18 protein-coding genes are annotated in these 17522 nt (G+C 67.3%); 9 read left to right on the top strand and 9 right to left on the bottom strand.

The window, feature by feature from the left end; genetic code table 11:
* Positions 1-48: 48 nt before the first annotated feature.
* The 4 genes from IE187_RS12865 to ung all read left to right on the top strand — a co-directional run bounded on the left by IE187_RS12865 (position 49) and on the right by ung (position 2853).
* Positions 49-1518, top strand: a complete 1470-nt coding sequence (locus tag IE187_RS12865) for a S41 family peptidase (protein WP_189676572.1) — start codon at positions 49-51, stop codon at positions 1516-1518.
* Between the two features lie 198 nt (positions 1519-1716).
* Positions 1717-1845 (top strand): hypothetical protein, encoded by a 129-nt coding sequence (locus IE187_RS21615; protein ID WP_268249508.1) that lies wholly within the window; start codon positions 1717-1719, stop codon positions 1843-1845.
* Between the two features lie 2 nt (positions 1846-1847).
* Entirely contained in the window at positions 1848-2150 is a 303-nt protein-coding gene (locus tag IE187_RS12860; protein WP_229839393.1) for an alkylphosphonate utilization protein, read from the top strand.
* A 10-nt stretch (positions 2151-2160) separates the two neighbouring features.
* Entirely contained in the window at positions 2161-2853 is a 693-nt protein-coding gene (gene ung, locus IE187_RS12855; protein WP_189676571.1) for a uracil-DNA glycosylase, read from the top strand.
* On the opposite strand, the gene IE187_RS12850 is transcribed toward ung, so the two are convergent.
* Genes IE187_RS12850 through IE187_RS12835 form a run of 4 tightly spaced genes read right to left on the bottom strand, consistent with a single transcriptional unit; the run spans position 2850 to position 7414 of the window.
* Positions 2850-3866: a DNA polymerase III subunit delta gene (locus IE187_RS12850; protein ID WP_133191106.1), complete on the bottom strand. Its 1017-nt coding sequence runs from the start codon at positions 3864-3866 to the stop codon at positions 2850-2852. The genes ung and IE187_RS12850 overlap by 4 nt on opposite strands.
* A gap of 21 nt (positions 3867-3887) precedes the next feature.
* On the bottom strand, positions 3888-4391 hold the full coding sequence (gene lptE, locus IE187_RS12845; protein ID WP_189676570.1) for an LPS assembly lipoprotein LptE: 504 nt from the start codon (positions 4389-4391) through the stop codon (positions 3888-3890).
* Positions 4388-6940, bottom strand: a complete 2553-nt coding sequence (leuS, locus tag IE187_RS12840) for a leucine--tRNA ligase (protein ID WP_189676569.1) — start codon at positions 6938-6940, stop codon at positions 4388-4390. Before leuS ends, lptE begins: the two co-directional genes overlap by 4 nt.
* A gap of 12 nt (positions 6941-6952) precedes the next feature.
* Positions 6953-7414 carry a DUF3576 domain-containing protein gene (locus IE187_RS12835; protein WP_133191112.1) on the bottom strand — a complete coding sequence of 154 codons (462 nt, stop codon included), beginning with the start codon at positions 7412-7414 and terminating at the stop codon, positions 6953-6955.
* A gap of 315 nt (positions 7415-7729) precedes the next feature.
* Here IE187_RS12835 and IE187_RS12830 point away from each other — a divergent pair, with 315 nt between their 5' ends.
* Positions 7730-8395 (top strand): hypothetical protein, encoded by a 666-nt coding sequence (locus tag IE187_RS12830; protein WP_438810928.1) that lies wholly within the window; start codon positions 7730-7732, stop codon positions 8393-8395.
* A 6-nt stretch (positions 8396-8401) separates the two neighbouring features.
* Here the strand turns inward: IE187_RS12830 and IE187_RS12825 are convergent, their stop codons facing one another.
* On the bottom strand, positions 8402-8848 hold the full coding sequence (locus tag IE187_RS12825; RefSeq protein WP_229839392.1) for a thiamine phosphate synthase: 447 nt from the start codon (positions 8846-8848) through the stop codon (positions 8402-8404).
* Between the two features lie 76 nt (positions 8849-8924).
* Here IE187_RS12825 and IE187_RS12820 point away from each other — a divergent pair, with 76 nt between their 5' ends.
* Both IE187_RS12820 and IE187_RS12815 read left to right on the top strand, forming a co-directional pair.
* Entirely contained in the window at positions 8925-9605 is a 681-nt protein-coding gene (locus tag IE187_RS12820) for a YggS family pyridoxal phosphate-dependent enzyme (RefSeq protein WP_189676567.1), read from the top strand.
* Entirely contained in the window at positions 9602-10264 is a 663-nt protein-coding gene (locus IE187_RS12815) for an HAD family hydrolase (protein WP_133191118.1), read from the top strand. Before IE187_RS12820 ends, IE187_RS12815 begins: the two co-directional genes overlap by 4 nt.
* On the opposite strand, the gene ribA is transcribed toward IE187_RS12815, so the two are convergent.
* The 4 genes from ribA to IE187_RS12795 all read right to left on the bottom strand — a co-directional run bounded on the left by ribA (position 10261) and on the right by IE187_RS12795 (position 15369).
* Positions 10261-11337 carry a GTP cyclohydrolase II gene (ribA, locus tag IE187_RS12810; protein ID WP_133191120.1) on the bottom strand — a complete coding sequence of 359 codons (1077 nt, stop codon included), beginning with the start codon at positions 11335-11337 and terminating at the stop codon, positions 10261-10263. The two genes, IE187_RS12815 and ribA, sit on opposite strands and share 4 nt — an antisense overlap.
* Positions 11334-12128, bottom strand: coding sequence for an exodeoxyribonuclease III (locus tag IE187_RS12805; protein ID WP_189676566.1), 795 nt, complete (start codon positions 12126-12128; stop codon positions 11334-11336). Before IE187_RS12805 ends, ribA begins: the two co-directional genes overlap by 4 nt.
* A 237-nt stretch (positions 12129-12365) precedes the next feature.
* Positions 12366-12977: a LolA family protein gene (locus tag IE187_RS12800; RefSeq protein ID WP_133191124.1), complete on the bottom strand. Its 612-nt coding sequence runs from the start codon at positions 12975-12977 to the stop codon at positions 12366-12368.
* A gap of 79 nt (positions 12978-13056) precedes the next feature.
* The gene (locus IE187_RS12795; protein ID WP_189676565.1) at positions 13057-15369 is read right to left on the bottom strand and encodes an FtsK/SpoIIIE family DNA translocase; all 2313 of its coding nucleotides are present in this window, start codon (positions 15367-15369) and stop codon (positions 13057-13059) included.
* A 114-nt stretch (positions 15370-15483) separates the two neighbouring features.
* Here IE187_RS12795 and IE187_RS12790 point away from each other — a divergent pair, with 114 nt between their 5' ends.
* Together IE187_RS12790 and IE187_RS12785 are read left to right on the top strand one after the other, a co-directional pair.
* Positions 15484-16701, top strand: coding sequence for a UbiH/UbiF/VisC/COQ6 family ubiquinone biosynthesis hydroxylase (locus tag IE187_RS12790; protein WP_189676564.1), 1218 nt, complete (start codon positions 15484-15486; stop codon positions 16699-16701).
* 11 nt (positions 16702-16712) lie between these two features.
* A complete protein-coding gene (locus IE187_RS12785) occupies positions 16713-17414 on the top strand; it encodes a hypothetical protein (RefSeq protein WP_189676563.1) in 702 nt (233 codons plus the stop codon).
* Positions 17415-17522: the final 108 nt, after the last annotated feature.

Raw genomic sequence — 17522 nt, 5'->3', positions numbered from 1 at the left:
CAAGGTCGATACAGGCCCTTAAGCTGCTCTTCTTTGGGGGAGTTGTTGATGACGAAGCGGCGCGGCGTGACCCATTGTCTGGCGCTTGCCGCCTTGCTGTCGGCCTGCAGTGGTGGCGGTGGCGGCGGAGGCGGGTCGACCTCGAGCCCGACCGCATCGACTCCCGCGCCGACACCCACCCCGACCCCAACCACCGTCGCGGGCTGTTCGCTGCGCGACCGCCAGGATTGGGCGGCAGCCCAGCTCCGCGAATGGTATCTGTTCCCCGATACGCTGCCCGCCGTGCTCGACCCGACGCCTTATGCGACGGTCAGCGACTATGTCGACGCGCTGACGGCAACGGCGCGGGCGCAGCGCAAGGACCGCTATTTCACGTACCTCACCTCGATCGCGAGTGAGACCGCGTTTTACGACAGCGGCGCGAGCGCCGGCTTCGGCTTCCGTCTGGCGATCGATTCGACCGCGCGGCGCGCGTTCAGCGCGGAAACCTTCGAGGGCACCCCCGCGCTCGCCGCCGGAATCGATCGTGGAACCGAGATCCTTGCGATCGGTACGACAACGGCGGATCTCCGCACGGTCGATTCGATCATCGCCACGCAAGGGAGCGCGGGGGTAAGCGATGCGCTCGGCCCCAACACCGCCGGAACGACGCGGCTGCTCCGGATCAACGACGCCGGCGGGACGCGCACTGTGACGCTCAGCAAGACCGATTTCGCGCTCACCCCGGTCTCGAGCCGCTACGGCGCGCAGATCATCAACGATGGCGGCCGCCAGGTCGGCTATATCAACCTGCGGACCTTCATCTCGACCGCCGATCCCGCGCTGCGGGCGGCCTTCGCGTCGTTCCGCACCGCCGGGATCACCAACGTCATCATCGATCTGCGCTACAATGGCGGCGGACTGGTCTCGATCGCCGAGTTGATGAGCAATCTGCTCGGCGCGAACCGCGCGACGTCGGACGTGATCGACTACATGACCTTCCGGCCCGAGAAGTCCGCGAACAACACGACCGCGTTCTTCGCGCCGCAGCCGCAATCGATCACGCCGACCAAAATCGCGTTTATCGGGACCGCGGGCACCGCCTCGGCGAGCGAGCTCGTCCTCGCGGCGCAGATTCCGTATCTGCGCGCCAATGTCGGGCTGATCGGCACCAACACTTATGGCAAGCCCGTCGGGCAGATCGCGCTCGACCGCCCGCAATGCGACGATCGGCTCCGCGTCATCGCCTTCGCACTGCAAAATGCCAACCGCCAAGGCGCCTATTATGATGGCGTGCGCAGCATCGTCGAGGCCAGCTGCCAGGCAAATGATGACATCACCCATCAAATGGGGAGCCCGCTCGAAAGCTCGACGCGCGCCGCGCTCGATTATCTCGCCGGGCGCAGCTGCACCCCGATCACCGCTGCCGCGACGAGCAGCGTCGCGGCGCGCTCGTTCCGCGCCGATACCGCCGCGCTCGAACTGATGACGCCCGACCATCCCGACTCCGGGCAGCGCCAGGTCCCGGGGTCGTACTGAGCGATTGTCGGGGAGTGCCGGACGCAAAGGCGACCAGCGTCCGGCCGCAGGGTAACGGGCGCCCGCCACACAGGGCACCGCGATCCGTCCTCGATCGTGGCGCACGCGATCGACCCGCGCGTGTCCGAATTGATGCGGGTCCCCCCGCGCTTTGGCGCTAGGGTTGGGCGGGGCCTTTCGCCCCGGTCAGGAACCGTCATGGCGAAGAGCCAGAAGAAATCGAACAAGGAAGTGCGCAAGCCCAAGGCCGAGAAAGCCCCCAAGGCCAATGCCTCGAATCCGACCAGCAAGGGCCAGCCTGTCCCGATGGTCACGATCAAGAGCTGAACATGAGCGACACCGACAGCTATATCTATGACGAAGCCAGCGGCGAATGGGTCGCCGCGGCCGACGCGCCAGCCGCCGCGGCCGACGATACCGTCGTCGTCCGCGATTCGGTCGGCAACGTGCTCGCGGACGGCGATCAGGTCACGCTGATCAAAGATCTCACCGTCAAGGGCGCCGGGCAGACGCTCAAGCGCGGCACGCTGATCAAGGCGATCCGGCTGACCGGAGACGCGCAGGAAATCGATTGCCGCTACGAGGGCATCAAGGGCCTCGTGCTGCGTGCCGAGTTCGTCCGCAAGCGCTGACGGGACGACGATGCAGCCCTTGCCTCCGCGCTGGCGCGACGCGTTGGCGGGCGACGTCGCGCAGCCGTACATGCAGGCGCTCGATGCCTTCCTCGATGCCGAGCAGGCAGCGGGAACCGAGATCTTCCCGGCCCGCGCCGATTGGTTTCGCGCGCTCGAACTGACGCCGCCCGAAGCGGTGCGCGTCGTGATCCTCGGGCAGGATCCGTATCATGGGCCGGGCCAGGCACACGGATTGAGCTTCTCGGTCCCGAACGGCGTACGAATCCCGCCGAGTCTCCGCAACATCTACAAGGAGCTCGACGCCGATCTCGGCATCGCACCTGCCCCGCACGGCCTGCTCGACGGATGGGCGGCGCAGGGCGTGTTGTTGCTCAACGCGGTGCTGACGGTGCGGATGGGCGCCGCTGCCTCACACCAGAAACGCGGCTGGGAGCGGTTTACCGACGCAGTGATCCGCGTGGTGGCGGCGTCGCCCGATCCCACCGTCTTCGTGCTGTGGGGCGCGCACGCGCAGAAGAAGGCGGCGTTCGTTCAGGACGTGACGCAGGGTGGCCGGCACCTCGTGCTCAAGGCGGCGCATCCCTCGCCTTTGTCGGCCTATACCGGCTTTTTCGGCAGCCGTCCTTTCTCCGCCGCCAACGCGTTTCTCACCGCGCACGGGCGCGGCACGATCGACTGGGCGTTGCCGCCGGGCGCTTAACCGCGCTGGCGCGCCGCCATCCGCGCAACGCCGAGCATCGCTGCGTCCGACAGGACGGTTCCCGCGTTGGACGGCGCCATTGTCGCGCGTTCGGCGCGGCGGACGCGGTCGATCGCGTCGCTGATCTTGGGTGCCGACCAAATCCGCAGCGCCGCCGCGGTCGCCGCGCGTTCGCGAAAGAAAACGCGCTCGATCACGCTGTTGATGTTCGCGCCATTATCGATCTCGGCGCGCAGTTCGGCGAGACTCATCAGGCGGCGCACGAGCTGTCGCAGCAACGGGATCGGCGAGACGCCCGCGACCGCGAGCCGCGCCAGTTCCTCGCCGAGCACGTCGGGCCCGCCGCCGATCGCGGCATCGATCGCGCGCGACATTTCCGAATCGCCGAGATCCGCGCCGATCGCATCGAGCGCGGCATCGTCGAGCTCGCGCGGCCGCTCGGGCGCGGCGTCGAGATAGAGCGCGATCTTCTCGAGCTCGCGCGTCATTACCGCTCGGTCGCCCGCAGCCGCGAGCGCGATCCGCGCGGCGGTGCCGCCCATCGTGCGCAGGCCCTGTTCGCGCGCGATGCTCGTCGCGATCTTGTCGGCCTCGCCGCCCTCGGGGACGTAGAACACGCACGACATTGCGCGCGGGTCGCCCGTCGCAAGCTTGACCAGCGCTGATGTCGCCTTGGCGCTGGGCGCGAGCAGGACGACGGGATTGCCCGCGCGCTCGGCCGAGAGCAGCAAGGTCGCCGCCGCGACGCTTTCCTCGCCCGCGCCCGCGACGCGGATGTGGCGGGCGGTGCCGAACAGCGACATCGACGCGGCTTCGTCGGCAAGCCGCCCGGGATTGGCCTTGAGCAGAGCGGGCTCGAGATCGACACGCTCGGCATCGGGCCCGAGCGCGCGCGCGACACGCGCCGCTATGTCGCGCGCGCCCGCTTCATCGGGGCCGTACAGCACGTAAAGCCGGATGTCGGGGTTGCCGCTGTCGATCGCGCGCGTCAGCTGGCTGAGATTGGCTTTCACGACGCCCGCCCGCGGGGCATGTCAGCGCGGCTCGGGCGCGGTACGCTGCACATAGGTTGCGACACGCGCGACGATCTGGTCGGCAACGATCTGCGACAGCCGCTCGAGCGCAGTGTCTTCGGCGGCGATCGTCGCATATTCCGAATTCACCGCATCGATGCCCGCGTCCGACCCGGCGGTCGCGTCGAGCAGCACCGACCCGTTCGACAGGTCGACCAGCTGATAGCGCGCGCGGAGCGTCCGGCGCTCGCGCGAAATGCTGTTGTCGCGATTGACGCCGAGCCCGGTGATCTGATCGTCGAGCTTGATCTCGAGCCGGTAGCGCGGGGTCGCCTGCGCGTGGAGCCGGTCGCGCAGCGCATTGCTCATCAGCCAGCCCGACTTGCCCTCGATCGGACCGACCTCGATTTGCGTCAGCCCGCCCGCGACCATGCCAGAGCCGCCCCCCGAGTAGAGCGGATGCAGCCCGCAGCCCGCCAGCGCGAGCGCGGCGAACGGGACGAGGAGGGCAAGCCGCCGCATCATGCGACGATGTTCACGAGACGATCGGGCACGACGATGACCTTCCGGGGGGCTTTGCCTTCGAGGATGCGGACGATCTTGTCCGAGGCGAGTGCTGCGGCCTCGACCGCATCGCTCGGATGGCCCTTGGGCAGCGTCAGCGTGTCGCGCAGCTTGCCGTTGACCTGCACCGCGATGGTGACCTCGTCTTCGACCAGCAATGCGGCATTGACTGCGGGCCACGGCGCGTCGGCGATCAGGCCTTCATTCCCGGCGGCGGCCCACGCCTCTTCGGCGAGATGCGGCGCCATCGGCGCGACGAGCCGCATCAGCGTGGCGATTGCGGTGTCGCGCGACGCAGAGGGCTCGGCGCGTTCGATCGCGGCGGTGAGCTCGTACAGCTTGGCGACCGCCTTGTTGAAGCCCAGCGCCTCGATATCGAGCGCGATGCCGGCGATGCTCTGGTGCAGCTTGCGGTCGAGCGCGGCGTTTTTGGCACCACCCTCCCCGGCACGCTCGCCGTCGAACAGCCGCCACAGCCGCTGGATGAAGCGCCACGAGCCTTCGATCCCGCTCTCGCTCCATGGCAGATCGCGCTCGGGGGGTGAATCGGAGAGCATGAACCAGCGCGTCGCGTCGGCACCATACTGATCGACGATGCCGGTCGGGTCGACGGTGTTCTTCTTCGACTTCGACATCTTCTCGACGCGGCCGACGGTGACCGTCGCGCCGGTCGCTTTCTCGGTCCAGCCGTCGCCGTTGCGGACGATATCGTCGAGCGACAGCCATAGCGGCTTGGTGATGCTGTCGACGCCGTCGCTGCCGAGCTCGGTGATCTGCCGGCTATACGTCTCGTGCGTGACCATGCCTTGCGTGAACAGCCCCGCGAACGGCTCGGCGACGTCGAGCAGCCCGATATGCTTCAGCGCACGCGTCCAGAAGCGGGCGTAGAGCAGATGCAGGATCGCATGCTCGACCCCGCCGATATATTGCGCGACCGGCAGCCACTTTTCCGCAACGGCGCGGTCGAACGGCTTGTCCTTGGGCTGGCTGGCGAAGCGGATGAAGTACCACGACGAATCGACGAAGGTGTCGAGCGTGTCGGTCTCGCGCCGCGCTTGCCCGCCGCATGACGGGCACGCGACATGCTTCCAGGTCGGATGGCGATCGAGCGGGTTGCCGGGAATGTCGAACGCCACGTCCTCGGGCAGCACGACGGGGAGCTGGTCCTTGGGCACCGCCACCGCGCCGCACGCGTCGCAGTGAATGATCGGGATCGGCGTGCCCCAATAGCGCTGACGGCTGACGCCCCAGTCGCGCAGGCGAAACACGGTCGAGCCGGTGCCCCAACCCTCGCCCTCGGCGCGCTGGATGACCACGCGCTTGGCGTCCTCGACGTCCATGCCGTCGAGGAAGTGCGAGTTGACGAGCGTTCCCGGGCCAGTGGCGGCTTCGTTGCCCTCGAACGCCGGGTCGGTCACGTCGCCGTCGGAGACGACGCGGCGCACCGGCAGATCGTACTTCCGTGCAAAATCGAGATCGCGCTGGTCGTGCGCGGGGACGCCGAACACCGCGCCGGTGCCGTATTCCATCAGCACGAAATTGGCGATGTAGACCGGCAGCTGCCACGCGGGGTCGAACGGATGCGCCGCGGTGAGGCCGGTGTCGAAGCCGAGCTTCTCCTGCGTGTCGAGCTCGGCCGCGGTGGTGCCGCCGCGCTTGCACACAGCGATGAACTCGGCGGCGGCGCGGTTCTCGGCCGCCAGCGCCTGCGCAATCGGGTGATCGGCAGCGACCGCGACGAAGCTCGACCCGAAGATCGTGTCGGGGCGCGTGGTGAACACCTCGACCGCGCCGCCGTCGGACAGCTTGAACCGGAACTGCAGCCCCTGGCTGCGCCCGATCCAATTCTCCTGCATCAATTTGACCTTGTCGGGCCAATGCTCGAGCCCGTCGAGGCCTTCGAGCAATTCGTCGGCAAAATCGGTGATCTTGAGGAACCACTGCGACAGCTTGCGCCGCTCGACCAGCGCGCCCGAGCGCCAGCCGCGCCCGTCGATCACCTGCTCGTTGGCGAGCACGGTCATGTCGACCGGATCCCAATTGACCGAGCTTTCCTTGCGATAGACGAGCCCGGCCGCGAACAGATCGAGGAACAGCGCCTGCTCGTGCCCGTAATACTCGGGCTCGCAGGTCGCGAGCTCGCGGCTCCAGTCGAGCGCGAAGCCCAGCCGCTTCAGCTGCGCCTTCATCGTCGCGATATTGTCACGCGTCCAGCCGCCGGGGTGGACGCCCTTTTCCATCGCGGCATTCTCGGCGGGCATGCCGAACGCGTCCCACCCCATCGGGTGGAGCACTTCCATGCCGGTCATCCGCCGATAGCGTGCGAGCACATCGCCCATCGTATAGTTGCGGACATGGCCCATGTGGATCTTCCCCGATGGATAGGGGAACATCTCGAGCACGTAGGAACGCGGCTTGGTCGAGCTATCGTCCGCGGCGAAGGTGGCGCGGTCGTCCCACACCTTCTGCCAAGCCGCGTCCGCCTTCAGCGCATTGAAGCGTGACGCCATAAGAGTGCTGCCTCAGCCCGCGACGGCGGCGCGACGCAGGTCACGCGCCTTGGTCAGGATGATGTCTTCGAGCTTCTGGACGGTTGCCGCCTGGACCGGGGCCGCAACCCACTGGCCGCCCTGGTTGACCTGGCGAAGCGCTGCAACGCGCAGGCCGTCGGCGCGCAGATCCTGGTCGAGGATCGTCACCGTCACCTTGACGCGCTCCGAAGGCGCCGCCGGGTTGATGTACCAGTCGGTCACGATCACGCCGCCGTTCGAATCGGTCTGCAGCAGCGGCATGAAGCTCAGCGTGTCGAGGCTCGCGCGCCAGAGATACGCATTGACGCCGATCGTCGTCACCTTCGACGCGGCGAGATCGGCGTTGACCGGGCGGCCACCCTTTTGGCCGCACGCGCCGAGCGACAGCGTTGCGGCAAGCGCGCATGAAACCACGAAAAGGGTGCGGGGCGCGGTGCCTGAGCGGCGGATCATCGGCGGTTCCTGAGCAAAACGGAGACTTGGGAGTGGCGGTATCTATAGAATGTTGCGCGTTCGCCGCAAGCAACACCTCCGGCAGCTCCCTCGACGATCGGGCAAGGTCGAACGGGGCATCGCGCAATGTGTGTCCTTCGTGACACTCTTCAGGGAAATTGCGCCATTACGGTGGTGCGACGGAATTGATTCGTGATAGGCGCGTTGTCAGATAAGCGATGCCGAATTGAGGCTCGCACAAAGGGGTCGCACGTGTTGTCTGTTCGTTGGTTGTCCGGGATTGCTGTGGGGTCGCTCGTCGCCCTCGGCTGTGCCGTGGCTCCGGCACTCGGCGCAAGCGAATCGCCAGCGGCACGCTTTGTCGCCAAGCGGCCCGTGTTCGTGCGTGGCATCGGTTCGTTCACTCCGGCGTCTGCAGATCCCCGGCTCGCTGCGATCTTCGCGCGCGGTGGTCTCGATACCAGCGGCTTCCGCTTCACCCCGTCCGATGCACGCGGCGAAGGCGCCCGTCCCGTGACGGTTGCGATTCGCGCCCGCTCGGCGCGCGGCATCGCCGTGGTCGATCGTACTGCGCCGGTTGCGGCCTCGACCACCAGCCTGACGCCGATCGCCTACAATCTCGGCGTCGCCGTCGGCTGGAAGCGCTTCGCCGTCTCGGGCGACGTCTCGAAGGTCGACCTCGCCGGTCTGCCCGGTGGTCGCGAGGCCGCCGATCTCGGCGTGAGCTATACCGGCAACCGCTTCACCGGCCGCGTCAAGGCAGCGACCGATCGTCCGCTCGCCGGCGCGCCCAAGTTGATCGAGGACGCCCCGGCCTATTCGATCGACGTCGGCGGCTCGTATGCGCTGACGCGGCGGATCGATGTCACTGCCGGCGTCCGCTACAAGGCCGAGCGGGATCGTCTGATCGAACAGCCTGCCGCCGATGCGACTCGTCGCGACAGCCAGGCCGTCTATGTCGGGACCGCGTTCCGCTTCTGACGCGACTCAGGGCGTCAGCCCGTCGATCGCCGCCCAGCCGACAAACCCCAGCGCCTTCATCCGCTTGAACCGCGCGCGCGTCATGCCGCCCAGCGCGATTGCCGGACATCCCGCTGCGCGCGCGATCGCCGCGGCGCGCAACGGCCCAAGCGCGCGCGCGCCGGGATGCGTTCGCGTCGGATAGACCGGCGAGACCAGCACCGCGGCGGCACCGGCGCGGCGTACGGCGATCGCCTCGCGAAGCGAATGCGCCGGGTGCAGCGCGCGGCGTTGCGCGGCGCCGCCGCCCTCGACCAGCACGAGCGCCCGCTGCCGTGCGATCTGCGCGACGCGGGCGAACAGCGCGGCGCGCTCGGCGGGCGCAGTGGCGAAATGCCGGAACACCACCCCGCTTCCCTTCGGAAGCGCGGCGAGCGCGGGCCATAGCGCCGCGCCCATCCGCTCGTCGGTCATCAGCCACAGCGCCGGCGTGGGACGATTGCGGCATATGGGGTGACGCAGGGGCATAGTCGCGCCTATAGCGCCGCCAATGTCCACCGACGACCCCACCGCCGCCCCTGCCGCTGCGCTCGCCGCCGTCCAGGCCGCGATCGCCCATGCCGCCGCGCTTGCCGACCGCAAACCCGAGTCGGTCACGCTGATCGCCGTCTCAAAGACCAAGCCCGCCGAAGCGATCGAGCCCTTGCTCATCGCCGGCCAGCGCGCGTTCGGCGAGAATCGCGTGCAGGAAGCGCAGGCCAAATGGCCCGCGCTGCGTGATGCCTATCCGGGTGTCGCGCTCCATCTCGTCGGGCAGCTGCAATCGAACAAGGCCGAGGACGCCGTCGGCCTGTTCGATGTGATCCATTCGGTCGACCGCCCTTCGCTCGTCACCGCGCTCGGCCGCGCGATGGACAAGCGCGACCGCCGGCCCGACTGCTTCCTTCAGGTCGACATCGGCGACGAGCCGCAAAAGGGCGGCTGTCCGATCGCGGATCTGCCCGCATTGCTCGCCGAAGCGCGCGCAGCGGCGCTGCCGATCCTCGGGCTGATGGCGGTCCCACCGCTCGAAACCGAGGCCGCCCCCTATTTTGCCTTGCTCGCCAAGATCGCCCGCGACCACGGTCTCGATGCGCTCAGCATGGGCATGTCGGGCGATTACGAAACCGCGGTGATGCTCGGCGCGACGCATGTCCGCGTCGGCACCGCTCTGTTTGGAAGCCGGGCATGACCTTCGATGCGATCATCTTCGATTTCGACGGCGTGCTGATCGAAAGCGAAGCGGTCGGCAACCGCCAGATCGCCGACTATCTGACGAGCATCGGCCATCCCACCACGGCGGCCGATTCGTTCGCCAATTTCATGGGCCTGTCGGGCGCGTCGTTCATCGGCGCAGTCGAGCGCTGGATCGGGCGCACGCTTCCCGACGATTTTCACACCGCGCGCCGCGCCGAAGACGATCGCGTGATGCGCGAGGGGATCGACGCGGTCGAAGGGGCGGTGCAGTTCATTCTCGACTTGCCGCCCACGCAGCCCAAGGCGATTGCCTCGTCGAGCTCGACCGCATGGATCGCGCGGCATCTCGAGCATATCGGCCTGCGGGACGCATTCGGCGACCGCTTGTTCTCGGGCAAGGAACATGTCGTCAACGGCAAGCCCGCACCCGACATCTATCTCCACGCCGCAGCAGCACTCGGCGTCGACATCGCGCGCTGCGTGATCGTCGAGGATTCGCCCGTCGGGGCGACCGGCGCGGTCGCCTCGGGGGCGCATGTCATCGGCTTCGTCGGCGGCACGCATTGCGGCCCCGATCATGCCGACAAGCTGCGCGCGATCGGGGTGCACGATGTGGCGGGCGACTTCGCGACGATCCGGCGCCTTATCGCCTAGAACTGATGCCCCGTGCGGTCGCGCTTTGTCGCGAGATAGCGCTCGTTGTGCGGGTTGGCCGGGAGGAAATGCGGCACGCGCTCGACCACGCGGATCCCTGCGCCCTCGAGTTGTGCGACCTTCTGCGGATTGTTCGTCAGCAGCCGTACCGAGGTCTGCCCGAGCAATGCGAGCATCCGTGCCGCGACGGCAAAGTTGCGCGAATCGACCGCAAAGCCGAGCCGCGTATTGGCGTCGACCGTGTCGAACCCCTGATCCTGCAGCGCATAGGCGCGGAGCTTGTTGATCAGCCCGATCCCGCGTCCTTCCTGGCGCAGGTAGAGCACGATCCCCCATCCGCTCACGGCAATCGCGTCGATCGCAGCGTGGAGTTGTGGCCCGCAGTCGCATTTGAGGCTGCCGAGCATGTCGCCGGTCAAACACTCGCTGTGCAGCCGCACGAGCGGCGGGCGGCCGTCGGGCTTGCCGATCAGCAGCGCGATATGCTCGCCGGGCATTTCCGGCGTCCGGAACGCGACGATCTCGGCATCTTCGGCGCCGACGACGGGGAGATGCGCGCGCGTCGCGATGGTGAGCCGCGCGGCGTCCTCATGCGCGTCGATATCGCCCGGTGTCAGCACCAATGCGGCCGATTCGCCCGCGCGCGCGAAGAACGCCGGCAGCACGCCGCCAATCCGCGCGAGGCGTAGCGCAGCGGCCCCGGCCTCGGTCTCAGCGAGATGGATCGCGCGGAACGGTCCCTTCATCGGCGTGTCGAGATCGAATTGCGGATCGGCAAGCGCGGTCGCCATCGCGAAGTCGATCCACGGCACGCGCTCGACCAGCACCGGTGCATCGGGCGCTGCCGCCTCGAGCTGGTTGGCGAGCTTGAGCGTCGCCGAGCGGCCCGCCGAAAGCAAGAGCGGTGCGCTTGCGTCCGGATCGAACGCGGCAAGCCGCGGCGGATCGGCGGTCTCGATCGGCAGCAGCGCGAGCGTGCCGTCGGCACCCGCGATCGCGACCGGCCATCCGCGCCGCAACGCGTCGATTGCGAGCGCGGTCTTGTGCGCGTCGCCAGGAATGGAAGCGCTCATATCGCGAACTCGGTCATGATCGGCACATGGTCGGAGGGTTTGAGCCAACTGCGGCATTCCTCATAGACATGGTGCCGCGTCGCCTTGGCCGCAACATCGGCGGTCGCCCACATATGGTCGAGTCGCCGGCCGCGATCGTTGACCGTCCAATCGACCGAGCGATAGCTCCACCACGTATGCAGTCGCGCCGGTGCCGGGAAGAAATGCCGCCCGAGATCGACCCAGCTGTTCGACGCCTTGAGCCGGTCGATCGCCGCGACCTCGATCGGCGTATGGCTGACGGTCTTGAGCAATTGCTTATGGCTCCACACGTCCGATTCGAGCGGCGCGATGTTGAGATCGCCGACGAGCACCGTCGGCACGGTCAGCCCCTGCGACCACTGCGTCATCCGCTCGAGAAAATCGAGCTTCTGGCCGAATTTGGGGTTCACCGCGCGATCGGGCACGTCGCCGCCGGCGGGCACATAGACATTCTCGATCCGCAGCCCCGATTCGAGCCGTACGCCGACATGGCGCGCCTCCTGATTGGCTTGCCAGTCGAAGCGGTCATCCTCGACCAGCGGGACCTTCGACACGATCGCGACGCCGTGGTGCATCTTCTGCCCGTGGAGCACGATGTGGGTGTAGCCGAGCGCGCGAAAGCTGTCGGTCGGGAAATCCTGATCGACCACCTTGGTTTCCTGCAGGCACAGGATGTCGGGTGCCATCTCGCGCAGGAATTGTTCGACGATGTCGAGGCGGAAGCGGACCGAATTGATGTTCCACGATACGATCTTGAGCGGTGTCGTCATGCGAGCGCTGTAGCCATCGTGACCGTCCCACGCCACCCGCCGCTACCCGACGCCAATACCGGATATGGAAAGGCCCTCGCTCCGGGGGCATGGAGCGAGGGCCGACCTAGCGTTCGTCACGCAGGCGGGAAGCAAGGGTCCGGGCAACAGGGGGAAAAATCCCGGTAGCACCTCGCATCCGCAAGACCGCATTACCGCTGCAAACCTGTCGCCAATATGAACCGATCCTAGCGCAGGTTATTTTCTGCCCGACGCGGGCGTCGGATCGCGCCATTGGAACGCCGAGTTGCTGACGGGCGCGTTGAAGCGCTGGTTCGACAGCCGAATCGTCGTGCGGTTGTTCTGCGAATCGAGCGCGACCCAGCCCTGCAGCATCAGCCCGCCCGGCGCGGTCGCATTGCGCACGAACACCAGGCTGATCCGGCCATATTCGGGATGCTTGGGGTCGGCGGCATCGACCGCGACCGTCTCAGGATTGCCGGTCGGCACCACGCTCGCGATCCCGCGCATGTCGCGCGACGGATCGAGCAGGATGCCGAGCGGCGACCCGCCGATCGGCCAGCGCTGCTTCTGGCCGACCGAGTAATCGAGAAACCAGAGCGACTTGCCGTCGCCGACGATGAGGATCGGCACGCCCTTTTCATATTGGAAGCGGATCTTGCCGGGCTTCTTGAGCGTCAGCACGCCGGTCAGCACCTTGCCGCCGCGATCGGTCTGCGTGAACGATGCGGTCATGCTCTCGACCGACTGGAGATGCTTTTGCACCAGCGACAAGTCGGCGACGGGCGCGGCCGAGACAAGCGCCGGCGCGGCGAGCGCGGCAAGAAGCGTTGGGTAACGAAGGGACACGAATATTCTCCTGACGCCGCCGCTTAAGCCCGAGGCGGCTTGAACCCGCTCTGAACCGAAGCCGGCACGCCCGGTTCCCTTATACCGGGTTCCCGTCGCGGTCGCGCAGCACTTCGCGACGCCCGACATGGTCGGGACGCCCGACGATGCCGTCCTTCTCCATCCGCTCGATCAGCCGCGCCGCGCTGTTGTAGCCGACGCGCAACTGGCGCTGCAGCCAAGACGTCGAAGCCTTCTGGCTTTCGACGACGAGCTGGATCGCGGTGCGATATTGCTGGTCCTCGGCGGTATCCTCGCCGGTCGGCGCGCCGTCCATCGCGAAGCCGTCCTCGGGCTCCTCGGTGATCGCCTGGTTGTAATCGGGCTGCCCCTGCGCGCGCCAGTGATCGGTCACGGCGCGCACTTCGTCGTCCGACACGAACGGCCCGTGGACGCGGACGATGCCCTTGCCGCCGGGCATGTAGAGCATGTCGCCCTTGCCGAGCAGCTGTTCGGCGCCCTGCTCGCCCAGAATCGTGCGCGAATCGATCTTCGAGGTGACATGGAAGCTGATTCGCGTCGGCAGGTTCGCCTTGATCACGCCGGTGATGACGTCGACCGACGGACGCTGCGTCGCCATGATCAGATGGATCCCCGCCGCGCGCGCCTTCTGCGCGAGCCGCTGGATCAGGAATTCGACTTCCTTGCCCGCGGTCATCATCAGATCGGCGAGCTCGTCGATGATCACGACGATCTGCGGCAGCACCTGATAGTCGAGCGTCTCTTCCTCGTAGATCGGCGCGCCGGTGCCGGGCTCGTATCCGGTCTGCACCTTGCGGCCGAGCGGCTGGCCCTTGGCCTTGGCCGCGCGCACCTTGTCGTTGAAGCTCGCGAGCGACCGCACGCCGAGCGAGGACATCTGGCGATAGCGATCCTCCATCTGCTCGACGGTCCATTTCAGCGCGCGCACCGCCTTGGACGGATCGGTCACGACCGGCGCGTAGAGATGCGGGATGTCCTCATACATGCTCAGTTCGAGCATCTTGGGATCGATCATGATCATCCGGCACTCTTCGGGCTTGAGCCGATAGAGCAGCGACAGAATCATGCAGTTGAGCCCGACCGACTTGCCCGAGCCGGTGGTGCCCGCGACGAGCAGATGCGGCATCGGCGCGAGATCGGCGATGACGGGATCGCCCGCGATATTCTTGCCGAGCACCAGCGACAGCGAGCCCGGCTGGTCGTCGAGCGAATCGATCAGCTCGCGCAGGCCCACCGTCTCGCGCTTGGCGTTCGGGAGCTCGATACCGATCACGGTGCGCCCCGGGATCGTCGCGACGCGTGCCGACACCGCCGACATGTTGCGCGCGATATCGTCGGCGAGCTGGATCACGCGGCTCGCCTTGATGCCGGGTGCGGGCTCGAGCTCGTACATCGTCACGACCGGGCCTGGCCGCACGTTGATGATCGAACCCTTGACGTGGAAGTCGCTCAGCACCGTCTCGAGCAGCCGCGCATTGCGATCGAGCGCGACCTTGTCGACCGGCCCGCCGATCGCCGGCGGCGACGGGTTGAGCAGGTCGAGCGAGGGCAAGGTCGACTTGTCGCCGAAATCCATCGAGGTCTGCTTCGCGCGTGGCTTGGCCAGCGTCACCGGCGTCATCGCGCGGTCGGCGATCACCGGGCCGGGGCGGACATCGGGGCTCGCAAGCGCACGCGGCATCGACAGCTTGCGCGGGGTCGGCTCGGGCGCGAAGACTTCGTCGTCCGTCTCCTCGTCACGGTCGCGCCGCTGATCGGTCAGCCGCTTGGGTTCGCGCGCGATCCGCGGCGCACGCTCGCTGACGTCGATCGTAAAGCTGTACGCCCACAGCGCGAGCCCGGCGAACCCGAGCACCACCGCGATCCCGCGCGTCGTCCACAACACCGCGTTGGGATTGGGCAGCAAGCCGATCAACGCGCGCAGCACGTCGGCCAGCCCGAGCCCGACCGCGCCGCCATAACCCGCCGGCAGCACTTGCACCGCCGCCGCCCAGATCAGCGCGAACGCCGTCCCGATCAACGCGACACCGCCAAGCGATGCGCCAAACATCAACCGCCAACGCCCGACCGGGACGCCGCGCCATAGCCGCAGCGCGACCAGCACCGCCGTCGGCAACACCAGCAGGAAGCCGGGTCCCAGCAGCCAGAATGCGCCATCGGCGACCAGCGCACCCGGCTTGCCGAGCCAGTTGCGCGCGGCGGCGCCAGAGGCGGTGTTGAGCGACGGGTCGCTCGCATGATAGCTCGCGACCGCGACGACGAGCAAAACGACCAGCACGACGAGCGTGATCGCGGCAAGCAATGCGCCGCTGCGCACGGCGCCGGCCTTGACGGTCTCACGCCATAAGGGTGGCTGCGCGCGGCTCGCCATGATCTCTTGTCCCGATGTTCGCTGTCTGTGCTGCGGATTCATCGCGCGCGGCGGCTCCGCCGTCAAGACTTTGCGGGCTGGCGAGCGCCCGGCCGAGGCGCTACAGCAGCACGTATGGATACAGCAGACGTCATCATCCTCGGCGGCGGACTCGTCGGCAGCGCGCTCGCCGTGGCGCTCGACACGCATGGACTCACCGCCATCGTCATCGACATTGCCGATCCCGCGGTGATTCTCGCCGCCGGTTTCGACGGGCGCGCCTCGGCGATTGCCGGCGCGCCGTGGCGGATGCTGCAAGCGATCGGCGTCGCCGACCGGCTCGCGCCCTTCGCCTGCCCGATCCAGGGAATCCGCGTGAGCGACGGGCTGGAACCCGGCGCGCTCGATTTCGAGCCCGAGCCGGGCGACGGCGCGCTCGGCCATATGGTCGAGAATCGCAAGCTGCGTGCGACGCTGTTCGAAGCGGCGTCATCTGCCGCGAATGTCGACGTGCGGATGCAGACGCGCGCGGTCTCGATCGATCGCGGCGCCGCGGGCGTCACCGTCACGCTCGATTCGGGAGCCGTCATAAAGGCCCCGCTGCTGATCGCCGCCGAGGGCCGCAATTCGCCGACGCGTGAAGCCGCAGGCCTGCGCGTCGCGCGCTGGACCTACGACAATGCCGCGATCGTCACCTCGCTGCATCACGAACATTCCCACGAGAACATCGCGTTCGAGATCTTCTATCCCGACGGCCCCTTCGCGATCCTGCCGCTCAACGACGACGAGCAGGGGCATCGCTCGTGCATCGTCTGGTCGGTGACGCATGACCAGGCGCCGGGGATGATGAAGCTATCCGACCGCGGCTGGCTCGCCGAGGCCGACAAGCGAATCGGCGGGTTTCTCGGCAAGCTCGGGCCGCTTGGCCATCGGATGAGCTATCCGCTCGGATTCCATCACGCCGCGAAGATCGTGTCCGACCGGCTCGCATTGGTCGGGGACGCTGCGCACGGGATCCATCCAATCGCGGGCCAGGGCGTCAATGTCGGCTTCCGCGACGTCGCGACGCTGGTCGAGGTGCTGGTCGAGGGCAAGCGCTCGGGGCTCGATCTCGGCGATCCGCAATTGCTCGCGCGCTATGATCGCTGGCGCAGCCTCGATACCTTGATGGTATCGGTTGCGACCGACGGCCTGACGCGGCTGTTCGGGATTCCCGGAAAGACCGCCAATGCGGTGCGGCGGATGGGTCTGTCGGCGGTGCAGCGGGTACCGCCGCTCAAGCGCCGCTTCATCGCCGAGGCGCGCGGCGAGAGCGGAGATGTGCCGAAGCTGCTGCAGGGGATTACGGTTTAGCGGAGGCCCCGATGCTGCGGCAGTTGTTTTGCGTGATGACACTTTCCCTTTCCGTCCCGGCTTGGGCTGACACGACCGCTGTCTATCGTGCTTCGGGCGCGCCCTTCGAAATGCAGGTAGAGGTCGCTGCTAACGGCAATGTGCGCGGCAAAGTCATGGGCCAAGCGGCTTATTTTCTCACGCTTTCTGGCGAAGGCTATCTCGTTCTGGAAACCCCCACTGGGCCTGCTGTGGACCGACTCGGCGATGTGGCGGCCATCATGGCCGAGACGCTCGACGCAATGTTTACGGCGCATCCCGAGTTGAAGAACGCGATGGCGCAGCAGCCCAGCATCTTGGTCCAAGAGCATGGGACTGCCGTAGTAGGCGGGAGGACTGGAAAGGCCTATTTCTTCGTCGGGCAGGATCAAAAACGCTCGCCCAGGGCGGTGGCAGTGGTCAGCGACGATCCAGCGCTCGCCGAACTTGGAAAGGCGATGGCCGCGCAATTCGATATGTCGATCAAGCTGAACCCGATGATGGGCAAATCAGCGTTTGCGACCCAGATGTCACGGATCCTGCACGGGGGCACCGCGCTGACCTTTGGCGGCGGCGACCTCGTTTCGGTTCGCGGTGCGACGATCGATCCCGCACGATTTGTCCTGCCAGCGAAGCCTGAGACGTTGGATCAAGCGCGTGACCGTTTCAAAGCGAACGGCGGCCACCTCCCCTAAGGGCGGGCTCTTTAGGGCGTTCGAGGCGGCTTTTCCAAATCGACGGCCGTAGGCGCGATCCGATCGCTCTCGTTGCCGATTCGCCGCTGCCTTTTTCGGGTCGAACAG

The sequence above is a fragment of the Sphingomonas glacialis genome, assembly GCF_014653575.1.
Taxonomy (GTDB): Bacteria; Pseudomonadota; Alphaproteobacteria; order Sphingomonadales; family Sphingomonadaceae; genus Sphingomonas; species Sphingomonas glacialis.
This window is presented reverse-complemented; position numbering and strand designations above follow the sequence as displayed.

Bases quoted from the DNA above. Each gene is read 5' to 3' on its own strand.
- IE187_RS12865 (WP_189676572.1), top strand. From the start codon at position 49: ATGACGAAGCGGCGCGGCGTGACCCATTGTCTGGCGCTTGCCGCCTTG.
- IE187_RS21615 (WP_268249508.1), top strand. From the start codon at position 1,717: ATGGCGAAGAGCCAGAAGAAATCGAACAAGGAAGTGCGCAAGCCCAAG.
- IE187_RS12860 (WP_229839393.1), top strand. From the start codon at position 1,848: ATGAGCGACACCGACAGCTATATCTATGACGAAGCCAGCGGCGAATGG.
- ung (WP_189676571.1), top strand. From the start codon at position 2,161: ATGCAGCCCTTGCCTCCGCGCTGGCGCGACGCGTTGGCGGGCGACGTC.
- lptE (WP_189676570.1), bottom strand. From the start codon at position 4,391: ATGATGCGGCGGCTTGCCCTCCTCGTCCCGTTCGCCGCGCTCGCGCTG.
- leuS (WP_189676569.1), bottom strand. From the start codon at position 6,940: ATGGCGTCACGCTTCAATGCGCTGAAGGCGGACGCGGCTTGGCAGAAG.
- IE187_RS12835 (WP_133191112.1), bottom strand. From the start codon at position 7,414: ATGATCCGCCGCTCAGGCACCGCGCCCCGCACCCTTTTCGTGGTTTCA.
- IE187_RS12825 (WP_229839392.1), bottom strand. From the start codon at position 8,848: ATGACCGACGAGCGGATGGGCGCGGCGCTATGGCCCGCGCTCGCCGCG.
- IE187_RS12820 (WP_189676567.1), top strand. From the start codon at position 8,925: ATGTCCACCGACGACCCCACCGCCGCCCCTGCCGCTGCGCTCGCCGCC.
- IE187_RS12815 (WP_133191118.1), top strand. From the start codon at position 9,602: ATGACCTTCGATGCGATCATCTTCGATTTCGACGGCGTGCTGATCGAA.
- ribA (WP_133191120.1), bottom strand. From the start codon at position 11,337: ATGAGCGCTTCCATTCCTGGCGACGCGCACAAGACCGCGCTCGCAATC.
- IE187_RS12805 (WP_189676566.1), bottom strand. From the start codon at position 12,128: ATGACGACACCGCTCAAGATCGTATCGTGGAACATCAATTCGGTCCGC.
- IE187_RS12795 (WP_189676565.1), bottom strand. From the start codon at position 15,369: ATGGCGAGCCGCGCGCAGCCACCCTTATGGCGTGAGACCGTCAAGGCC.
- IE187_RS12790 (WP_189676564.1), top strand. From the start codon at position 15,484: ATGGATACAGCAGACGTCATCATCCTCGGCGGCGGACTCGTCGGCAGC.
- IE187_RS12785 (WP_189676563.1), top strand. From the start codon at position 16,713: ATGCTGCGGCAGTTGTTTTGCGTGATGACACTTTCCCTTTCCGTCCCG.